General features: G+C 71.7%; 15 protein-coding genes and 1 tRNA gene. 6 read left to right on the forward strand and 10 right to left on the reverse strand.

Features of this window, described 5'->3' with window-relative positions:
* Positions 1-59 precede the first annotated feature (59 nt).
* Together AB0K73_RS06760 and AB0K73_RS06765 are read left to right on the forward strand one after the other, a co-directional pair.
* A complete protein-coding gene (locus tag AB0K73_RS06760) occupies positions 60-899 on the forward strand; it encodes an RNA methyltransferase (protein WP_360511908.1) in 840 nt (279 codons plus the stop codon).
* On the forward strand, positions 892-2,172 hold the full coding sequence (locus tag AB0K73_RS06765; protein ID WP_360511910.1) for a serine hydrolase: 1,281 nt from the start codon (positions 892-894) through the stop codon (positions 2,170-2,172). Before AB0K73_RS06760 ends, AB0K73_RS06765 begins: the two co-directional genes overlap by 8 nt.
* Here AB0K73_RS06765 and AB0K73_RS06770 read toward each other — a convergent pair.
* The gene (locus AB0K73_RS06770) at positions 2,154-2,939 is read right to left on the reverse strand and encodes an SGNH/GDSL hydrolase family protein (RefSeq protein WP_360511912.1); all 786 of its coding nucleotides are present in this window, start codon (positions 2,937-2,939) and stop codon (positions 2,154-2,156) included. The two genes, AB0K73_RS06765 and AB0K73_RS06770, sit on opposite strands and share 19 nt — an antisense overlap.
* A gap of 92 nt (positions 2,940-3,031) precedes the next feature.
* On the opposite strand from AB0K73_RS06770, the gene AB0K73_RS06775 reads away from it, so the two are divergent.
* Both AB0K73_RS06775 and AB0K73_RS06780 read left to right on the forward strand, forming a co-directional pair.
* A complete protein-coding gene (locus AB0K73_RS06775) occupies positions 3,032-4,834 on the forward strand; it encodes a DEAD/DEAH box helicase (protein WP_360511914.1) in 1,803 nt (600 codons plus the stop codon).
* 66 nt (positions 4,835-4,900) lie between these two features.
* A complete protein-coding gene (locus AB0K73_RS06780; RefSeq protein WP_360511917.1) occupies positions 4,901-6,337 on the forward strand; it encodes an MFS transporter in 1,437 nt (478 codons plus the stop codon).
* A gap of 1 nt (position 6,338) precedes the next feature.
* Here AB0K73_RS06780 and AB0K73_RS06785 read toward each other — a convergent pair whose 3' ends face one another.
* Positions 6,339-7,553: an aminotransferase class I/II-fold pyridoxal phosphate-dependent enzyme gene (locus AB0K73_RS06785; RefSeq protein ID WP_360511919.1), complete on the reverse strand. Its 1,215-nt coding sequence runs from the start codon at positions 7,551-7,553 to the stop codon at positions 6,339-6,341.
* Between the two features lie 114 nt (positions 7,554-7,667).
* Here AB0K73_RS06785 and AB0K73_RS06790 point away from each other — a divergent pair, with 114 nt between their 5' ends.
* A complete protein-coding gene (locus AB0K73_RS06790) occupies positions 7,668-8,144 on the forward strand; it encodes an Lrp/AsnC family transcriptional regulator (RefSeq protein ID WP_360511921.1) in 477 nt (158 codons plus the stop codon).
* A gap of 6 nt (positions 8,145-8,150) precedes the next feature.
* On the opposite strand, the gene AB0K73_RS06795 is transcribed toward AB0K73_RS06790, so the two are convergent.
* From AB0K73_RS06795 to AB0K73_RS06830, 8 genes are all read right to left on the reverse strand, one after another.
* Positions 8,151-9,245 carry a VIT1/CCC1 family protein gene (locus tag AB0K73_RS06795; RefSeq protein WP_360511923.1) on the reverse strand — a complete coding sequence of 365 codons (1,095 nt, stop codon included), beginning with the start codon at positions 9,243-9,245 and terminating at the stop codon, positions 8,151-8,153.
* 179 nt (positions 9,246-9,424) lie between these two features.
* The gene (locus AB0K73_RS06800) at positions 9,425-10,297 is read right to left on the reverse strand and encodes a DUF3097 domain-containing protein (RefSeq protein WP_360511925.1); all 873 of its coding nucleotides are present in this window, start codon (positions 10,295-10,297) and stop codon (positions 9,425-9,427) included.
* A gap of 71 nt (positions 10,298-10,368) precedes the next feature.
* Positions 10,369-11,571 (reverse strand): MFS transporter, encoded by a 1,203-nt coding sequence (locus AB0K73_RS06805; RefSeq protein WP_360511927.1) that lies wholly within the window; start codon positions 11,569-11,571, stop codon positions 10,369-10,371.
* A gap of 70 nt (positions 11,572-11,641) precedes the next feature.
* Complete coding sequence (locus AB0K73_RS06810; RefSeq protein ID WP_360511929.1) at positions 11,642-12,163, reverse strand: hypothetical protein; 522 nt, start codon at positions 12,161-12,163, stop codon at positions 11,642-11,644.
* A gap of 82 nt (positions 12,164-12,245) precedes the next feature.
* Complete coding sequence (locus AB0K73_RS06815) at positions 12,246-15,692, reverse strand: error-prone DNA polymerase (protein ID WP_360511931.1); 3,447 nt, start codon at positions 15,690-15,692, stop codon at positions 12,246-12,248.
* A 17-nt stretch (positions 15,693-15,709) separates the two neighbouring features.
* Complete coding sequence (locus AB0K73_RS06820; protein ID WP_360511933.1) at positions 15,710-17,254, reverse strand: DNA polymerase Y family protein; 1,545 nt, start codon at positions 17,252-17,254, stop codon at positions 15,710-15,712.
* Positions 17,251-17,985 carry a hypothetical protein gene (locus tag AB0K73_RS06825; RefSeq protein WP_360511935.1) on the reverse strand — a complete coding sequence of 245 codons (735 nt, stop codon included), beginning with the start codon at positions 17,983-17,985 and terminating at the stop codon, positions 17,251-17,253. Before AB0K73_RS06825 ends, AB0K73_RS06820 begins: the two co-directional genes overlap by 4 nt.
* Before the next feature lie 133 nt (positions 17,986-18,118).
* Positions 18,119-18,202, reverse strand: a tRNA-Leu gene (locus AB0K73_RS06830).
* Positions 18,203-18,316: 114 nt separating this feature from the next.
* On the opposite strand from AB0K73_RS06830, the gene AB0K73_RS06835 reads away from it, so the two are divergent.
* Positions 18,317-19,642 carry a M20/M25/M40 family metallo-hydrolase gene (locus AB0K73_RS06835; protein WP_360511937.1) on the forward strand — a complete coding sequence of 442 codons (1,326 nt, stop codon included), beginning with the start codon at positions 18,317-18,319 and terminating at the stop codon, positions 19,640-19,642.
* The last annotated feature ends 4 nt before the right edge of the window (positions 19,643-19,646 follow it).

The following is a 19,646-nucleotide window of genomic DNA, read 5'->3' on the forward strand; positions in this document are numbered from 1 at the left end:
TAAACGCGTCGGTTTACCAGTTTGTTTCGCGCACTGGCAGGCTGGAGGGGAGGAGACCCATGCACATCGAACGAGTCCGCGACGCGGCATCCGACGAGGTGGCCGATTACGCCCGGCTCACCGACGTCTCACTCCGCAGCGCGCACGAGCCGGCCGCAGGGCTGTACATCGCCGAGTCGGCGAAGGTGATCCGCCGCGCGATCCGCGCGGGACACCGGCCGCGTTCGGTGCTCATGGAGGAGAAGTGGCTGGCCGGGCTCGAATCCGAGCTCGCGCCGTTCGAGATTCCGGTGCACCTCGCCGACCCCGACCAGCTCGAGGCGATCACCGGCTACCGGGTGCATCGCGGCGCGCTCGCGGCGTTCGAGCGACCGCTGCTGCCCGACCCGGCCGAGCTGCTGGCGGGTGCGCGACGCGTCGTGGTGCTCGAGGATATCGTCGACCACACGAACGTGGGGGCGATCTTCCGCAGTGTCGCCGCGCTCGGCGCGGATGCGGTCTTCGTGAGTCCGCGTTGCGCCGACCCGCTGTATCGCCGCAGCGTGCGGGTCAGCATGGGCACCGTGTTCCAGGTGCCGTGGACGCGTCTGCCCGAGTGGCCCGAGGCGGCACGGATGCTGCACGGCCACGACTTCTCGATCGCCGCGCTCGCCCTCGCCGCCGACGCCGTGTCGCTCCGCGACCTCGCGACCGATCCGCCCGAGCGGCTCGCGCTCGTGTTCGGGGCCGAGGGAGACGGTCTCAGCGGCCTGGCGCTGGCCGCCGCCGACCGGGTGGTCACGATCCCGATGGCGCATGGCGTCGACTCGCTCAACGTCGCGGCCGCGGCCGCGGTGGTGCTGTACGCCCTCGCCGTCGACGAGGAGCCGGCCGTCGAGGAGGAGCGCGCTCATGTCTGAGCGGGACCCGCGCACCGACCGCGCGAAGGTGTACCGCCGCCGCCGCATCGTCGTGTTCAGTGCGCTCGCCGTCGTGCTCGCCGTGATCGTGAGCGGCGTGATCTACACGGCGAACGCGCTCGGTGCGCCCGTGCCGGTCGCCGCACCGCAGGTCACCGATCCGGCGCCGGTCGCCGCGCCGCCGCAGCAGCTCGCGTTGCCCGGGTTCGGCAGCTACGCCGTCGGCGCCGTCGGGTTCGAGGGGCTGCTCGCCGCCGGCGATGAGGGGGCATCCGTTCCCATCGCGAGCATCACGAAGGTCGTCACCGCGCTCGTCGTGCTCGAGGCGCACCCGATCGCCCCCGGCGAGGGCGGACCGGAGCTCACCTACACGGCGGCCGACGTCGACATCTACTGGGACATGGTCGCCCAGAACGGCTCGGTCGCGCCCGTCGTCGCCGGCTCATCGCTGACGCTCCGCGAGAGCCTCGAGGCGATGATGCTTCCGTCGGGCAACAACTACGCGATCTCGGTCGCGAACTGGGCGCTCGGCTCGGTCGACGCGACCGTCGAACGCGGGAACGCCTGGCTCGCCGAGCACGGGCTCCAGTCCACGCGCGTCGTCGACACGAGCGGACTCTCCCTCGACAACGTGTCGACCGCCGCCGACCTCGTGAAGCTCGGCCAGCTCGCGCTCACCGACCCCGTGCTCGCCGAGATCGTCGCGACGCCGGCCGTCGACATCCCCGAGCTCGGCACCCTGAAGAACTCGAACAAGCTCCTCGGCAGCCACGGCGTCGACGGCATCAAGACCGGTACGACGGATGACGCGGCGAACCTGCTCTTCTCGGCCGACGTGCCGGTCGGCTCCACGTCGGTGACGATCGTCGGCGTGCTGCTGGGCGGGCAGACGCACGCGGTGCTGAACGACGCCATCGCGGCGCTCCTCGACTCGATCACGCCCGGCTTCCACGAGGTCGCGCCGCTCGAGGCAGGCCAGGTCCTCGCCGAGTACGCCACCCCGTGGGGCGACACCGCTCGGGCACGCACGACGGGCGGGGCATCCGTCGTCGTCTGGAACGACACCCCGGTCGACGTGGAGGTGCAGGCCCAGCCGGTGACGCTGGCCTCGCGTGGCGCCGAGGTCGGCACCGCCATCGTGCGCGCCGGCACGCAGGAGATCACCGTGCCGCTCGTGCTCGATGCGACGCTCGACGACCCGGGCGCGTGGTGGCGCCTCACCAACCCGGGCGCGTTCGACGCCGCACGGGTCGCTCAGTCGGGCAGCGAGTAGGGGCCGGCGGCGGGCCGCTTCGCCGACACGAAGTCACCCGACGACTGGTGGCGGATGCGCCGCAGCACCCACGGCACGAGGTACTCGCGCGCCCACGACAGGTCTTCGACGCGAGCCTGGCGCCACGTGCTGGTGGGAAGCGGCTCGGGCTTCATGGGCTCCAGGTCGTTCGCGACGTTGAGGGCGGCGAGCACCATGCGCGCGACCGTGTGGTGGCCGAGCGTGTTGAGGTGCAGGCGGTCGGGCGCCCACATGCGCTGGTCCTGGATCTCGGTGAGGGCCCACTGGTCGGCGACGATGCAGTCGTACTTGCCGGCGATCGTGCGCAGGTTCTCGTTGTAGATGGCGACCTTGCCGCGGATGCCGCGGAAGACGGGGGAGAAGCCCACATCGACGCCCGTGAACAGCACGATCGTCGCGTGGTTGCGGGAGAGCCGCTCGATCGCGGACTCGAAGCGCGCCGCGATCTCGTCGGGGTCGGTGCGCGGGCGGATGACGTCGTTGCCACCCGCGGAGATGGTGATGAGGTCGGGACGCAACTCGAGGGCGGGCTCCAGCTGCTCGTCGATGATCTGCTGGATCAGTCGGCCGCGGATGGCGAGGTTCGCATAGGCGAAGTCCTCGGTGCCCTGCGAGAGCACTTCGGCGACGCGATCGGCCCAGCCGCGGTGGCCGCCGGGGACACCTGGCTCGGGGTCGCCGATGCCCTCGGTGAACGAGTCGCCGATGGCGACATAGCGCGACCAGGGATGCTGCTGCGTGACCATGCGTCCATTGTGCCGGGTTGTGGGGTGCGTCGGGGACGGGTACCGCGCAGCCGGTTCGAGGATGTCCGAGCCCTCCGCTACGCTCGGATCCAGTGAGCACCGCGACCCCCTCCGGCCACCTGCCGGGCACGTCGGCCGCCGAGCACCTCCCGCCCTCGTTCCCCGCGCGCGCACCGTGGGGAACGGCGAGCAAGCTCCGTGCGTGGCAGGCCGAAGCCCTCGAACAGTACCTCGCTGAGATGCCCCGCGACTTCCTCGCGGCCGCCACGCCCGGCGCCGGCAAGACGACCTTCGCGCTGCGGCTCGCGGCCGACCTGCGGGCACGGCGGGTCGTCGACCGCATCACGGTCGTCGCCCCCACCGACCACCTCAAACGGCAGTGGGCGGATGCCGCGGCGCGCGCCGGCATCCGACTCGATCCCGGGTTCCGGAACGCGCACGGGCAGACCGCGCGGCACTTCCACGGTGTCGCGGTGACCTACGCCCAGGTCGCGATGCGGCCCGCCCTCCACCGCGAGCTCACGCTCTCGGGGCGCACCCTCGTCATCCTCGACGAGGTGCATCACGGCGGCGATGCGCTCTCGTGGGGCGATGCGATCCGCGAGGCGTTCGAGCCCGCGACGAAGCGGCTGTCGCTCACCGGCACGCCGTTCCGCTCCGACACGGCGCCCATCCCGTTCGTGCGCTACGAACCCGACGCGCAGGGCGTGCGCATCTCGAAGACCGACTACGACTACGGCTACGGCCGGGCCCTCGCCGACGGTGTGGTGCGCCCCGTGCTCTTCATGGTCTACGCCGGCCACATGCGCTGGCGCACGAGAGCCGGCGACGAGATGGAGGCGAAGCTCGGCGAGGACAACACGAAGGACATCACGTCCTCGGCGTGGCGAACCGCGCTCGAGCCGACCGGCGAGTGGATCCCGGCGGTACTCGCATCGGCCGATCGCCGTCTCACCGAGGTGCGACACGGCATCCCCGACGCGGGCGGCCTCGTGATCGCGACCGACCAGTCGATGGCGCGCGCGTACGCCCAGATCCTCGAGGGCATCTGCGGCGAACCCGTGACCGTCGTGCTCTCCGACGAGAAGGAGGCGAGCGCGCGCATCGAGGAGTTCTCGGGCAACACGCGCAGGTGGATGGTCGCGGTGCGGATGGTCTCCGAGGGCGTCGACGTGCCCCGCCTCGCGGTCGGCGTGTACGCCACCAGCGCGTCGACGCCGCTGTTCTTCGCCCAGGCGATCGGCCGCTTCGTACGAGCCCGCCGACGCGGCGAGACCGCGTCGGTGTTCCTCCCCAATGTGCCGACCCTCATGAACCTCGCGTCGCAGCTCGAGCTCGAGCGCGACCACGCCCTCGATCGTCGCAGCGGCGACAACGACGACGACGGGCTCGACGACAGCCTGCTCGAGTCCGCGAACCGCGAGGAGCGCGCCTCCGAAGAAGCGGGCCTCGGCACCTGGGAGGCCATCGGGTCGGATGCCTCGTTCGATCGCGTGCTCTACGACGGCACCGAGTTCGGCACCCTCGCCGAGCCCGGGAGCGACGAGGAGTACGACTTCCTCGGCATTCCCGGCATCCTCGAACCCGAGCAGGTGTCGGAGCTCCTCCGCCACCGGCAGGCACGGCAGGCGCGTCGGGCCGGGGACCGGCGCAAGCACGTGCTCGAGCAGGAGGACGAGCGCCCCGAACCGGTCGCCCTCTACCGCACGCTCAAGGAGCAGCGTTCCCTCCTCAACAGCCTCGTCGGGCTCTGGGCGCGCCAGACCGGCGAGCCGCACTCGCAGGTGCACGCCGAACTGCGCCGCGTGTGCGGTGGCCCGGCCGTCGCGCAGGCCACGGTCACGCAGTTGCAGGCACGCATCGAGTTCCTCCGCAAGCGGCTCGGGAGCCGCTGACGGCACGGGCGTCGGATGCCGCGGCGACCACCCCGCGACATCCGCTCGTGTGCGAACATGTCCGTCATGGACCGCCGCACTCGCGTGCTCGTCGTCGCCATCGTCGTCTCGTTCATCGCGTTCCTCGACGGCGCGATCATCAACGTGGCACTGCCCGCCATCGCCGCGGAGCTGGGCGGCGGGCTCATGCTGCAGCAGTGGGCTGTGGACGCGTACCTCTTGACGCTCGGTGCGCTCATCCTGCTCGCGGGATCCCTCTCCGACTCGTTCGGACGGCTGCGCATCATCCGCATCGGGCTCTACGGCTTCGCGGCGACGTCCGTGCTCTGCGCCGTCGCACCCGACGGAGTGGTGCTCGTGATCGCCCGCGGGCTGCAGGGCGCTGCCGGTGCCTTGCTCGTGCCGAGTTCGCTCGCCCTCATCATCTCCACGTTCCCGCAGTCCGAGCAGGGTCGGGCGATCGGACGGTGGACGGCGTGGACCACGGCGGCCTTCCTCGTGGGGCCGCTCTTCGGGGGCGCCCTCGTCGACCTGGTGTCGTGGCGACTGGTGTTCTGGATCAACGTGTTGCCCATCGCGATCGTGCTCCTCGTCATGCACGCGCTCGGTCGCGATCCAGCCAACCCCGATCGTGCGCGCATCGATTGGGTCGGTGCCGCGTTGGGCGTCGTCGGCCTGGGCGGCACGGTGTTCGCGCTCATCGAGAGCGGTCGGCTCGGGTGGGCGTCGGCCGGGGTGATCCTGCCGCTCGTGGTGGGCATCGTGGCCCTCGGCGTGTTCGTCTGGTGGGAGCGGCGGGCACCGCATCCCATGTTGCCGCTCAACCTGTTCGCAGCGCGCAACTTCGCGGCGGGAAACCTCGCGACGCTCTTCATCTATGCGTCGATCGCGCTGGGGTCATTCGTCATGACGATCTTCCTGCAGGAGACCGGCGGGTTCTCGGCGACCCTCGCCGGTCTGGCGACCCTGCCGCCGACCGTCATCCTCGTGCTCCTCGGTGCCTGGTTCGGAACCCTCTCGACGCGATTCGGGCCGCGCATCTTCATGACCGCCGGGCCGATCATCATGGCGGCCGGGTACCTCCTCACCGTCTCGGTGCAGCCCGAACTGAACTACTGGGTGCACTTCCTCCCCGGTGTGCTGGTGGTGGGGCTCGGCTTGGCGGTGACGGTGGCGCCACTGACATCGGCGATCCTCGCTGCGGTCGATCCGGCTCGAGCGGGCATCGGGTCCGCCGTGAACAACGCCGTCGCGCGCATTGCGGGACTCGTGGCGATCGCGAGTATCGGTGTGATCGCCGGAGCACAGCTCGATGTCGACGGGTACCGACGCGCAGCCATCGTGGTGGCGGCGTCCCTCGCGGTCGGTGGGGTGATCTCGTGGATCGGGATCCGGAATCCGCCGCTGACCACGGCATCGGGCAGTGCCGCGGACGCGGGAGCAGGAGCTTCGCCGGCGGACGGCGCGTCGACCGAGACGTCCGCGCCCCCGCGCGCCGAGTGACTCAGGCGGCGTGGGAGGCGCGCGAACCGTCGCCTGTCTGCTCCGCAGCATCGAGGGCGGCCATGAGATCGGCGGTGAGGTCCTCGACATGCTCGAGTCCCACCGAGATCCGCACGATGCCGGCCCCCGGCTTCGCGTCGCCTTCGACCGGGCGGTGGGTGAGCGAGGCCGGATGCTGCACGAGCGAGTCCACGCCGCCGAGCGAGACCGCGTGCGTCACGAGCTCGCACGACTCGGTGAAGCGCGCCGCGGCCTCGTAGCCACCGACGAGATCGATGGCGATGATCGAGCCGGGCCCCTCGAGCTGGCTGCCGACGAGTCTCGCCGGGTCCTGCCCGGGCAGGCCCGGGTAGTGCACCCGCGCGACGGCCGGGTGGGCGAGCAGGCGTTCGGCGAGCACGCGCGCGGTCTCCTGCTGGGCACGCACACGCACGGGCAGCGTGCGGAGTCCACGGTGCAGGAGGTATGCGCCCATCGGGTGCAGCAGGCCGCCGGTGAGGGCGCGCACCCGCCGGAGCCGCTCCACCCACGCCTGGTCGCCGGCCACGACGCCGCCGACCACGTCGCCGTGACCGCCGAGGTACTTCGTCGCGCTGTGCAGCACGAGGGTCGCGCCGTGCTCGGCCGGCCGCTGCAGGACCGGCGTCGCGAAGGTGTTGTCGACGAGCAGGGGCACATCACCTGCGGCATCCGCGACGCGGCGAAGATCGACGAGCTCGAGGGTCGGGTTCGCGGGGGTCTCGACGATGACGAGCCCGGTGTCGGCCTCGATGGCGTCGGCGATGCCGTCGGCGTCGGTCCAGGTGACGCGCGTGCCGAGCAGTCCGCTCTCGAGCACGTGGTCGCTGCCACCGTAGAGCGGGCGCATGGCAACGACGTGCGGGCGTCCGGCCGCGACGGTCGCGATGAGGGTCGCCGAGAGCGCGGCCATTCCGCTCGCGAACGCGACGGCACCCTCGGTGCCCTCGAGACCCGCGAGGGCCTCCTCGAACCGCGCGACACCGGGCTGCCACAGCCGCTGGTACACGGCGGATCGCCCCTCGCCGAGATCGTGGCCGGTGGCGAGCTCCTCGTAGGAGAGGCCCCCGGTCTCCACCGATCCGAGCGGATTGGTGGTGGAGAAGTCGATCACGGGAACATGGGAGCCGCTCTCGCGCACCCCGGACATACCGCCGTGGACGGCGCGGGTCTCGAACTTGGACGACGATGTCTGCATCTCTCGAATGAAGCAGAATGCATCATGAACGGCAACTCGGTGTGAAGATTCGATGCGATAGAGTCGGAATCTCGAAGCATCTGCATCTCGACCTCAATACCGGGAGACCCTCCGATGGCGCAACGAGCCGAACTCGACCGTGTCGACCGTGCCCTGCTCCAGGCGCTGTCGACGAATGCCCGGGCTTCGGGTGCCGCCCTCGCCGCCGAGGTCGGGGTCGCGGAGTCGACGGTGTCGCTCCGACTCCGTCGGCTGCAGAGCCTCGGCACCATCCGCGGGTACCGTGTCGACGTCGACCTCGCGTCGCTCGGGGTCTCGCTGCAGGCGCTCATCGCGGTGCGGCTCGCGAAGCACGATCGCAGCGAGATCGACGCCTTCCGGTCGCAGGTGCCGCACCTGCCCGGCGTGCTCGGGGTGTTCCACATGGCCGGCGCCGACGACTACCTCCTGCACGTCGCCGCACGTGACGCCGAGGAGCTGCGGGAGTTCGTGCTGGCGCATCTCACGGGACATCCGGCGGTCGCACACACCGAGACGAACCTCATCTTCGAGCACGCCGACGGCGACGGCTGGAACAAGCTCGTCGGCTGAACGGGATCAGGCGAGCGTGGCGCCGAAGGCGAGGCCGAGCAGGTAGGTGACCGCGGCCGCGCCGAGTCCGATGCCGAGCTGGCGGAGCGCGCGCTTCAGCGGCGACGCACCCGAGAGCACGCCGACGATCGCGCCCGTCGCGAGCAGCGCGATGCCGACCAGGACGGTCGCCGTGATGACGGCGGCGGTACCGCTCAGGCCGAAGATCCACGGCAGCACCGGGATCAGCGCGCCCGACGCGAAGAAGCAGAAGCTCGACACGGCAGCGGCGATCCCCGTGCCGACCGCTTCGTCGTCATGCTCGGAGACGGCGAGGGCATCGGTCGCCGCATGCCGGCCGGCCGCCTGCACGCGTGCCACGACGAGCGCCGCGTGCTCCTGCGCCTCCTGCAGGCCCATGCCGCGGGCGCGGTAGACGAGCGCGAGTTCATTGGCGTCGATGTCGAGGTCGACGAGCGCCTCCCTCGCGGTCGGGTCGGGGGCGGATGCCTCGAGCAGCTCGCGCTGGGACCGTACCGACACGTACTCTCCAGCGCCCATGGAGAGCGCCCCGGCGAGGAGGCCCGCGATGCCCGTGAACAGCACGACCGGCGCGGGCACGCCCGTGGCGCCGATGCCGAGCACGAGCGCGAGGTTCGAGACGAGACCGTCGTTCGCGCCGAACACCGCCGCGCGGAACGTGCCCGCCAGGCGTCGCCGACCCCGGGCGGCGAGCCCGCGAACGACCTCGCCGTGGATGCGCTCGTCGGCGACCATGGCCGCGGTCGCGTCGGGATCGCCGGCGTAGGGCGATCGCGACTCGGCGCGTTGGGCGAGCGCGAGCACGAAGATCGTGCCGAAGCGGCGGGCGAGCGCACCCAGCATGCGGGTGCGGAGGTCGGCGCGCGGCACCTCCGAATCATCGCCGCCGAGGAGCCCGAGCCAGTGCGCCTCGTGCCGACCCTCCGCGGCGGCCAGCGCGAGGAGGATCTCGCGTTCCTCTCCGTCGCGTCGTGCAGCCAGCTCACGGTAGACCGCCGCCTCCGCACGCTCGTCGGCGAGGTACCGGCGCCACCTGGCACGCTCGCCGGCGTTGCCCGGCCGCTCGTCGTGGTTGTTCATCCTGCTCCACTTTTCCCCGGGAGCGGCGGACGCCCGCAGGTTTCGCTCCCGCTCCGTCACGTCATCGCCGCCTGCGCGGCCGTCAGCAACCATAGCGGCGTGCCACGAGGCATCCGCTCGATTCGCTGCGATTGGCAGCATTTCGGAGCGCCGAAGCGGTGGCGGCGCCGATGCGGCGCTCAGTGCTCCTGCGGCGCCGTGACGAAGTCGATGAGCTCTTCGACACGCCCGAGGAGGGCGGGCTCGAGGTCTCCGTAGCCGCGGACCCGGCCGAGGATGTGCTGCCACGCGCGCGCGATGTCGGCCTGCTCGGCGTGCGGCCACCCGAATGCCTCGCACACGCCGTGCTTCCACTCCGTGCCCCGCGGGATGACCGGCCACGCGTCGCGTCCGAGGCGAGCGGGCTTCACGGCCTGCCAGATGTCGATGAACGGATGTCCCACCACGAGCACGTGGCGTCCGTGCGGGCCGAGGGCCACCGCGTCGGCGATGCGCTGCTCCTTCGAGCCGGGCACCAGGTGGTCGACGAGGATGCCCGCGCGCCGCCCGGGGCCCGGACGGAACTCGTCGAGCTGCGCCTCCAGCACGTCGACGCCCTCGAGGTACTCGACCACGACGCCCTCGATGCGGAGGTCGGCGCCCCACACCTTCTCGACGAGCTCGGCATCATGCCGGCCCTCGACGAAGATGCGGCTCGGCAACGCGACGCGAGCCGGGGCGGCCTCGACGGCGAACGATCCCGATGCGGTGCGGGCCCTCACCGTCGGTGCCTTCGGAACCGGACGCACGAGCTCGATGGCCTCGCCGTCGATGAGGAAGCCGTGCCCGAGCGGGAAGAGCCGTTTGCGTCCGAGTCGGTCCTCGAGCACCACGTGCTGCTTGTCGAGGCCCACGACGGCGCCGACGTACCCGTCGCCCGCGAGCTCGACGACGAGGTCGCGCTCGGCCTCGACTTTCGGGATGGTGCGTCGTCCGCGCGCCCGCCAGTCGCCGGCGAGCGCGTCATCCCCGTAGCGATCGGGTCCGTTGGGGTCGTGGGTCGTGATCGGCACCGGATGAGGCTAACCGAGCAGGACGAGCATCGCTCGGCGACACGACCACGGCTCCGATTCGAGGGGCGGATTCAGGATGCCGCCGGTAGTCCGCGCCGCCGGCGGGTGAGCAGCAGCGTCCATGCCGCTCCGGCGAACGCGATGGTGGCACCGACCGCGAAGGCCCAGGGGATCCCGAAGGGTCCGGCGATGAAGCCGAGCGCGATCGGGCCGAGGCCCAGCCCCAGGTCGACGGCCGCACTCGCCGTGCCGGATGCCGCGCCGCGCTGGCTCGGCGTCGCGGTCGAGAAGATCGCGGCGAAGAAGGCCGGCGTGCTGAAGGCGACGCCGACGGCCATCACGGCGACCCCGATGAGGAAGCCTGCCGGAGCCTGCCAGATCGCCGTGAGGCCGAGTCCGAGTCCGATGACGCTGAGCGATGCAGCGCCGAGCGAGAGCGACGGCAGACGGTCGGGGACGCGGGCGAAGGCGATCCGGCACACCACGACGACACCGCCGTAGACCAGCAGGCCGGTGCTGAGTTGGCCCAGGCCGACCTGGGCGGCGTAGAGCGAGGCGAAGGCGAGGAAGCCGCCCGTGGCGATCAGGCTCGTGAGGAATCCGATCGAGATCGGCACGGCCTCGCGGTGGATGATCGGATGCCGCGGCTCGTCGGCCGCGCGTTCCGCCCGGGTCTCTCCGATGATGAGCGACAGCGCTGCTGCGACCGCGGCGAGCACCGCGGCGCCGATCCACGCGGCGGCGAATCCCCAGGTTCTGACGAGCAGCTCACCGAGTACGGGTCCGAGCGCGAACCCGAGGTACAGGCCGAGCGAGTTGTACGACAGCGCCTCGCCGAGCCGGTTGGGCGGGGCGAGGTCGGCGAGTGCGGCGAACCCGGCGACGAAGAATGCCGCCTCGGCGACGCCCGCGAGGAGTCGGAGGGCGATGACGGGGAGCAGCGCGTCGGCCGTCGGCATGAGCGCGAGGCACGCGGCCGCCAGCAACGCGCCACCGAGGAGCAGGGGCCGCCGGCCGTACACGTCGGCGAGTCGTCCCGCGATCGGTCGGAGCACGAGCGCGGAGACGGCGAAGACGCCGAACGCGATTCCGGCTCCGATCTCGTCGCCGCCGACGGGCCCGGTCACGTAGAGGGGAAGCGCGAAGATCGCCACCCCGACGGCCGTGAAGTAGGCGAGATCGGCGACGCCGAGGGCGATGAACGGCGCTGTGAAGAGGCGCTCGGTGGGCGGACGCCGCGAGTCGCCGGCTGCGGTGGATCGACTCCGACCCATTCGCTCATGGTATGCCCGGGTCTGTCGCCGGAGGGGGCGAGCACGATGGACCGCGGTGCGGGTTGCGGCCCTAGTCCTTCTTCTGGCTCTCGCCCTGGCCTTCGCCTTGCCCCTGACCCTCGCCCTTGCCCTTGTTCCCCTCGTCCTTCTTCTCTTCCTTCTTGTCGGACTCGCCCTTCTTGTCTGACTCGTCCTTCGTATTGCTCTCTCCGCCACTGCCCTGGTTCTGCAGCTGGTTGATCTGCTCCTGAAGGCGCGCCTGTTCCTCGAGGAGCCGCTGCTGCTCGACCTCGGTCGCTGCGGCGGCGATGGCGACCTCGAGGTCGAGGCGCACCCGCTCCATGGCGAGCGCGATCGTGTCGAACCGCTGCTGGTCGACCTTGCCCGCCCTGCGGGCCTCGGAGAGCTCCGTCGCCATGACCTCGAGCCCGGCGAGGGCCCCGTGCCAGTCGCCGGCGGCGCTTGCCGCACTGATCACGACGATGTGCTCGCGCAACTCCTGCGCGGTGTCCTGGTCGTAGGCGGGCGACGCGCATGCGGAGAGCGACAGCGTGAAGACCAACGCCGCTGCGGCAAGCACCTGTGTACGCATGTCACCCCCCAAGGTCCACTCACGATACGTAGACAGCGGGGTGAAGCTGAAGCGGGTTGACAGCGCGGAATTCGGAGTCGGGTCACCGGAAGTCGCGCGACTTGGCGGGTGCCGACATCATGAGGCGCTCGAACCTGTCGGCGACGAGGTTCGTCACTCCCTCGGGGGAGCGCTCGAGGATGCCGCGCACGATCATCGCGGGTGCCTCGCGCGCCACCCGTCGGTACCGGTTCCACACTCCGACCCCGGCGATGACGTTGAGCGTGCCCGACTCGTCCTCCAGGTTCAGGAAGGTGATGCCACTCGCCGTTGCCGGCCGCTGCCGGTGCGTGACAACCCCACCGACCTCGATGCGCCGACCGCTCTCGAGGTCGCGCAGTCGGTCGATGCGCACGGCGCCGCGCTCGTCGAGCCCTTCCCGGATGTGCCGCACCGGGTGGTCGTCAGGCGAGATGCCCGTGGCCCACAGGTCGTAGATCACCTGCTCGGCGTCGGTGAGCATCGGCAGGAGCGGCGGCTGCACGACGACGACCGATCCGGCGAGGTACTCCTCGCGGTCCTGTGCGGCCTCGCCGGCGAGCCAGAGCGCCTCGCGACGCTGCAGGCCGAACCCGTCGAAGGCGCCGGCCGCGGCGAGCGCCTCGAGCTGCTCGGCGTTCAGCCCGGCACGCCGGGCGACGTCGGCCATGTCTCGATACGGCCCGCGTGCCTCGCGTTCGGCGACGATGCGCTCGGCCACGGCCGTGCCGATGGAGGAGACGTCGGCGAGTCCGAGCCGCACCGCGAACGCGCCGTCGCGGCGGTGCTCCGCCGACCGGTCGGGCGCGTCGCGGTGGAAGGCGCCGATGGGCGGCTGCACGGGATCGATGCACGTGGCCATGCCGGTCGGCTCGCGCCATCCGCTGAGAGCGCTGTCGTCGACCCGACCGCCGTCACCGGATGCCGCGCCGACCGCCTCGAGGCCGGCACTCACGCCCGACCGCAGGATGTCGGGACGGAGCACCTCGACGCCGTGACGGCGTGCGTCGGCCGTGAGCGTCTGCGGGGAGTAGAAGCCCATCGGCTGGGCGCGCAGGAGCGCGGCGAGGAACGCGGCGGGGTAGTGAAGCTTCAGCCAGGAACTCGCGTAGACGAGCAGCCCGAAGCTCAGGGCGTGGCTCTCGGCGAAGCCGAAGTTCGCGAACGCCTCGATCTTCTCGTAGATGGAGTCGGCCACGTCGAGTGCGATGCCGTTCTCGGCCATGCCGGCGTAGAGCTTCGAGCGGAGCCGTTCGATCTTCTCGATTCCGCGCTTGGAGCCCATCGCCCGGCGCAGCAGGTCGGCGTCGGCCGCACTGCAGTTGCCCACGGCGACGGCCATCTGCATGAGCTGCTCCTGGAAGAGCGGCACGCCGAGGGTGCGCGCGAGTACGGGTTCGAGCTTCGGATGCAGGTAGCTCACGGGCTCCTCACCCGTGCGCCGTCGGATGTACGGATGCACCGCGCCGCCCTGCACCGGACCGGGGCGGATGAGGGCGATCTCGACGACGAGGTCGTAGAAGCAGCGGGGCTTCAGGCGGGGGAGCGTGCCCATCTGCGCGCGCGATTCGACCTGGAACACTCCGATCGAGTCGGCACGGCAGAGCATGTCGTAGACCGCCTCCTCCTCCTTCGGGATCGTCGCGAGCTCCCATTCCTCGCCGGTGTGCTCGCGCACGAGATCGAACGTGTACTGCAGTGCCGCGAGCATGCCGAGGCCGAGCAGGTCGAACTTCACGAGACCCATCCACGCGCAGTCGTCTTTATCCCACTGCAGCACCGTGCGGTTCTCCATGCGGGCGTGCTCGATGGGACACACCTCGCCGACGGGCCGGTCGGTGAGCACCATGCCGCCCGAGTGGATGCCGAGGTGCCGGGGGAAGGTCAGCAGCTGCTCGGCGAGTTCGACCACGGGCTCGGGGATGTCGTGATCATCGGTCGACACCACGGCGCCCCAGCGCTCGACCTGGCGCGACCACGCGTCCTGCTGCCCGGTGGAGTAGCCGAGCGCCTTCGCCATGTCGCGCACAGCGGCCTTCGGACGATAGCTGATGACGTTCGCGACCTGCGCCGCATTCATGCGCCCGTACTTCCCGTAGACGTACTGGATGATCTCCTCGCGGCGGTCGGAGTCGAAGTCCACGTCGATGTCGGGCTCCTCGTCGCGCAGCGCCGAGAGGAACCGCTCGAACGGCAGGTCGAAGAAGATCGAGTCGACCGCGGTGATGTCGAGCACGTAGCAGACCGCCGAGTTCGCCGCCGACCCCCGGCCCTGGCACAGGATGCCGCGACTGCGCGCCTCGCGCACGAGGTCGTACACGATGAGGAAGTAGCCGGGGAAGTCCTTCTGCTCGATGATGTCGAGCTCGCGCGCGAGGCGCTCGCGAACGTGGTCGGGCAGGCCCGGGTAGCGCTTCGCGGCGCCGGTCCACACGAGTTCTCGCAGCCAGGTCATGGGCGTGTGGCCGTCGGGCACCTCCTGGCGGGGCAGGCGGGGACGGGCACTGCGGAGTCGGAACCCGAGCTCGCCGGCGAGCGTCACCGACCGTGCGACCGCGCCGGGGTACCGCTCGAAGCGTCGCATCATCTCGGCGCCCGAGCGCAGGTGCAGGCCGTCGGAGGCCGGGAGCCAGCCGTCGAGCTCGTCGAGCGACCGGCGTGCCCGCACGGCCGCAAGTGCCGAGGCGAGCCGGTGCTCGCCCGGGGTGGCATAGTGCACGGCATTCGTCGCGAGGAGCGGCAGTCGGGCGCGCGCGGCGAGCTCCGCGAGGGCGTCGTTGGCGTCCTGGTCGAGCGGATGCCCGTGGTCGAACAGCTCCACGACGACGTGGTCGCGGCCGAAGAGCGCGACGAGGCGGTCGAGCTCGCGCCACGCGGCATCCGGCCCGCCCTGCGTGAGCGCACGCCGCACGGCGCCCTTGCGGCATCCGGTCGGCACGACCCACTCACCGCCGGAACGTTCGGCGAGCTCCTCGACCGAGTAGACCGGTCGCCCCTTCTCTCCGCCCGTGAGCTGCCCCGCGGTGATGGCGCTCGCGAGCCGGTGGTAGCCCTCCTCGCCGTGCGCGAGCACGAGCAGGTGCTCGCCCTCGGGGTCGGCGACGCCCATCTGCGGCTCGCTCAGCCCGAGCGAGAGCTCGGTGCCGAAGACCGTCGCGAGGTCGGGGAAGCTCTCAGCGGCCTCGGCGAAGCGCACGATGCCGTAGAAGCCGTCGTGGTCGGTGACGGCGAGCCCCGAGAGGCCGAGCCGGTGCGCCTCCTCGACGAGCTGCTCGGGTGTCGAGGCGCCGTCGAGGAAGCTGAACGTCGAATGCGCGTGCAGCTCGGCGTAGGGCACGATCGGCCCGGCCGGCGCTTCGAGCCCTTCGGATGGACGGTACGGATGCCGCTTCCGGCTCCAGGCCGGGCTGTCGCCGCCGTCGGCGATGACGGACGGCCCGCCAGGCCGCCGCCGGTCGGAGAGCTTGCGTTCGAGCTCCGACCACGGGATGCCGGGGTTGTTCCAGCCCATCAATCACACCCAGCCCATCAGTCGTACCTCGCCTCGGCCCACCAGCCGTCGCGGTCGCGCACGAGGAGCCACGCGCAGCCGTCGTCGTCGACGATCTGGAACCGGTGCACGCGCTTGGCGTGCTCGGCGTCCCACCAGCGTTCGACCACGGGCCATGGGCCGGCCCACGCGCGAACGGGCGCCGCCTCGCCGCCGCCCACGGCGAACCCCTCGGGCGTCGCCGAGATCGCCCCGCGATCGTCGATCGTGACGATGGCGCCGCGCGCGTCGAGAAGCGCGATCGGCAGCCGTTCGCGGAAGACGCTCGCGGGCGCGAGGGCGGGCAGGCTGCCCGGCCACGGCGCGTCGCTCGTGCGTTCGGGCGGCCGATCGCCCCACGGCACGAGCACCTGCCGGTCGGCGAGCATGCGGCCGCCGCCGATCGCGGGGGTCACGACGGCCTCGTGCCCGAGCATGCTCTGCACGCGAGTGAGCCCGTGATGCACGCGTTCGTCGGGACCACCGCCCCAGAGCCCCTCCTCGTGATTGCCCGTGGAGTCGATGCGCTCGGGAATGACGCGCAGCCGCACGATGGGGGAGTCGAGGCCCGCATCGGCGGCGCCCGTGCCCTGCAGCTGCCAGCGGACCCGGTCGATGACGTCGGCCGGGGTGAACCAGCGCGGGTGCAGCCAGCTTCGGCTCGAGTGCCCGCCGCGTTCGTCGTCGAGGTCGATGCGCAGGCCCGTGCACACGAGTCGCACGGCGCGCAGGCGCTCGATGAACTCCTCGGCACCCACCCGGAACGCGAACGCGAGCTGGTCGATGCGGTCGAGCGGGGGTTCGAAGTGCTGCTCGGCCTCGAACTCGGGCGGCGGCGTGCGGGCGATGACGCGGGCCTGCTCGCGCCCGGCGGCGCGGTCGTGCGCGAAGGCGCCGGCCGCGCCGAACCGGCGCCGCACGTCGGCGGTGGGCAGGGCGGCGAACTCGCCGAGCGTGCGCACGCCGAGCCGGTTCAGCAGGGTGGCCGTGCGCGGGTCGACCACGAGCGCGACCGGCAGCGGCGCGATGAAGGCGGCGGATGCCCCGGGCGGCACGACGCCGATGGGCGACTCGCCCGTGGCGCGTGCCGCCTGCTCGGCCGCGAACGGCCCGTCGGCGACGCCGACCCGGGCACCCGGCACCCCGTGCTCGGCGACCGTGGCGAGGAGGGCCGACGCCGCGGCATCCTCGCTGCCGTAGTAGCGGGCGGGACCACGTGCGCGCATGGCGAGCGTGCCCGGCCGGATGAGCTGCACGCCGGGCACGGCGGCCTCGACGGCCCGCACGACGGGTTCGAAGACCCGGGCGTCGAGGTCGGCGTCGTAGTTCTGCACGATGAGCCCGGGGGAGCGGTACTGCGCTTCGCGGAGCTTCAGCCCTCGGGCGACACCGTCGCGGCGCGCGGCGGGGGAGCAGGCGAAGACGAGGCCGGCCTCGGTGAGCGCGATGGGCGCGGTCGGGTCGAGGCCCGTCTCACGGCAGGCGGCGAACACCGGCCAGTCGGGGCACCAGAGCACGATGGTGCGGCCGAGGTCGGTCGTCATCCGGTGGCCCTCCGCTCGAAGTCGTCGAGGCGGATCGGCTCGGCGAGACCGGGCGTCGAGTCCGCGGGCACCGGAGCGAATTCGAGGTGACGCCCGGGAAGCCGCAGCCTCGAGCGGGAGCGGCGCACGAACTCGCCGCGGCCGGCCGCGCTCACCACGACCTCGCGCTCGGCGAGATGCCCGTGGCCCTGCTCGAGCCCCTGCCACTCGCTCGCCTCCACGCCGAGCCGGGCGTCGCTGCCGGGCCACTCGCCCGCGACGAGCAGGGTCGTGCCGCGCTGGCGGAGCCTCGCCTGGAGGCGGCTCGCCTCGGCGGGTGAGACCCGGCCGGCGGGCCGCACCGCGACGACGGGGATGACGTCGGCGAGCGCCGCCACGACGGTGAGCCACTGTCGCCCGGGATCGGGCACGAGCACGAGCCGGTCGAGGGCGATGCCGAACCGCGCCGCGGCTTCGACGCCGAACTCGGGCATGCCGGCCACCGCGACCCATCGACCGCTCGAGCTGGGCCCTGCGAGGAGGGCCATGAGCAGGGTCGTCGACCCCTCGACCTGCACGACCGTGCCCTCGCGGAGCGTTCCGCCGGGCAGCACTGATTCGAGGGCCGGATGCGTCGGCACGGCCTTGGAATCCAGACGCGTGGCCTGCATCCCGCGGATGCGGGCCTGCAGCTCCTCGACGCGCGCCGGCCCGGTCGCCTGCGCGGCCGGAGCGGGTCGGGGAGTGGTCATCGTCATCCCTCAATGTTCGAACACATGTTCGAATGAGGCAAGTCCGCGATGCCGTCCGTCCACCCCGCATTCGGGGCACCCCGGGAAACGAAGAAGGCCCGGATCAACATGATCCGAGCCTTCTCACAACGCGTGCGCGAGGGGGGACTTGAACCCCCACGCCCGTTAGGGCACTAGCACCTCAAGCTAGCGCGTCTGCCATTTCCGCCACCCGCGCGTTGTGTCGGGCCCTTCGGTCTCCCGCAGGCCCGAAAGAAGACATTAGCACGGATTCCGGGGGGCCTCGAACCGGCGTGGCCACCCATCAGGGGCGCCCGCTACGGTGAAACGCATGGCCCCGACATCCGCAGAACGACCGCCGAACGACGAGCTCGACGAGACCGCGGAGATCGCGCGGGACCTCATCCGATTCGACACCTCGAACTACGGCGAGGGCAAGGCCAACGGCGAGCGCGAGGCCGCCGAATACGTCGAGGCGAAGCTCGCCGAGCTCGGTCTCGCGCCGCACCTGTTCGAGTCCGAGCCGCGCCGCACGAGCGTCGTCGCGCGCGTGCCGGGGCGCAACCCCGAGAAGCCCGCCCTCGTGCTGCACGGCCACCTCGACGTGGTGCCCGCCGACGCGCGCAACTGGAGCGTCGACCCGTTCGCGGGCGAGATCCGCGAGGGCATGTTGTGGGGTCGTGGCGCTGTCGACATGAAGAACATGGACGCCATGATGCTCACCGCGCTCGGCGACATCATCGGCGCCGGCTCGCTGCCCGAGCGTGAGATCGTCGTGGCGTTCTTCGCCGACGAGGAGGCCGGCGGCGGGCTCGGCGCGAGCTGGCTGGTCGACCATCATCCCGAGCTGTTCGCGGGCGCCACCGAAGCGATCAGCGAGGTCGGCGGCTACTCCATCACCGTCGACGGCACGCGCGCGTACCTCCTGCAGACGGGGGAGAAGTCCCTCATCTGGGTGCGGCTCATCGCACGCGGAGTCGCCGCGCACGGCTCGCGCCTGATCCGCGACAATGCCGTCACGAAGCTCGCCGAGGCCATCGCACGCATCGGCCGCCGCGAGTGGCCGTTGCGGCTGACGGGCACCACGCGCGAGCTCCTCGACGAGATCGCAGGCGTGCTCGGCGTCGATCCCGAACGCACCTCGCCCGATGAGCTCGCCCTCGCCACGGGCTCGGCGTCGGGCTTCATCACGGCAACGCTCCGCACCACCGCGAACCCGACGGTGCTCAACGCGGGCTACAAGCACAACGTCATCCCCGACCACGCCGAGGCGCTCGTCGACATCCGCACCCTGCCGGGCGAGGAGGACGCGGTGCTCGCCGAGATCCAGGAGCTCGTGGGCGACGACATCGAGATCCGGATCGTCCATCGCGACATCGGCCTCGAGACCTCCACGACCGGCCCGCTGGTCGATGCGGTGCGGCGCACCATCGGGCTCCACGACCCGGGCGCCCCCGTCTTCCCGTACCTGCTCTCGGGCGGCACCGACAACAAGTCGCTCAGTCGCCTGGGCATCGCCGGCTACGGGTTCGCCCCGCTGCGCCTGCCCGAGGGACTCGACTTCCCGGCGATGTTCCACGGCGTCGACGAGCGGGTTCCGCTCGACGCACTATCCTTCGGTAGGCAGGTCCTGCGCGACCTGCTGCTCGCCTACTGACCAC

This window comes from Agromyces sp. NPDC052230 (genome assembly GCF_040679595.1).
In the GTDB taxonomy this organism is placed as follows: Bacteria; Actinomycetota; Actinomycetes; order Actinomycetales; family Microbacteriaceae; genus Agromyces.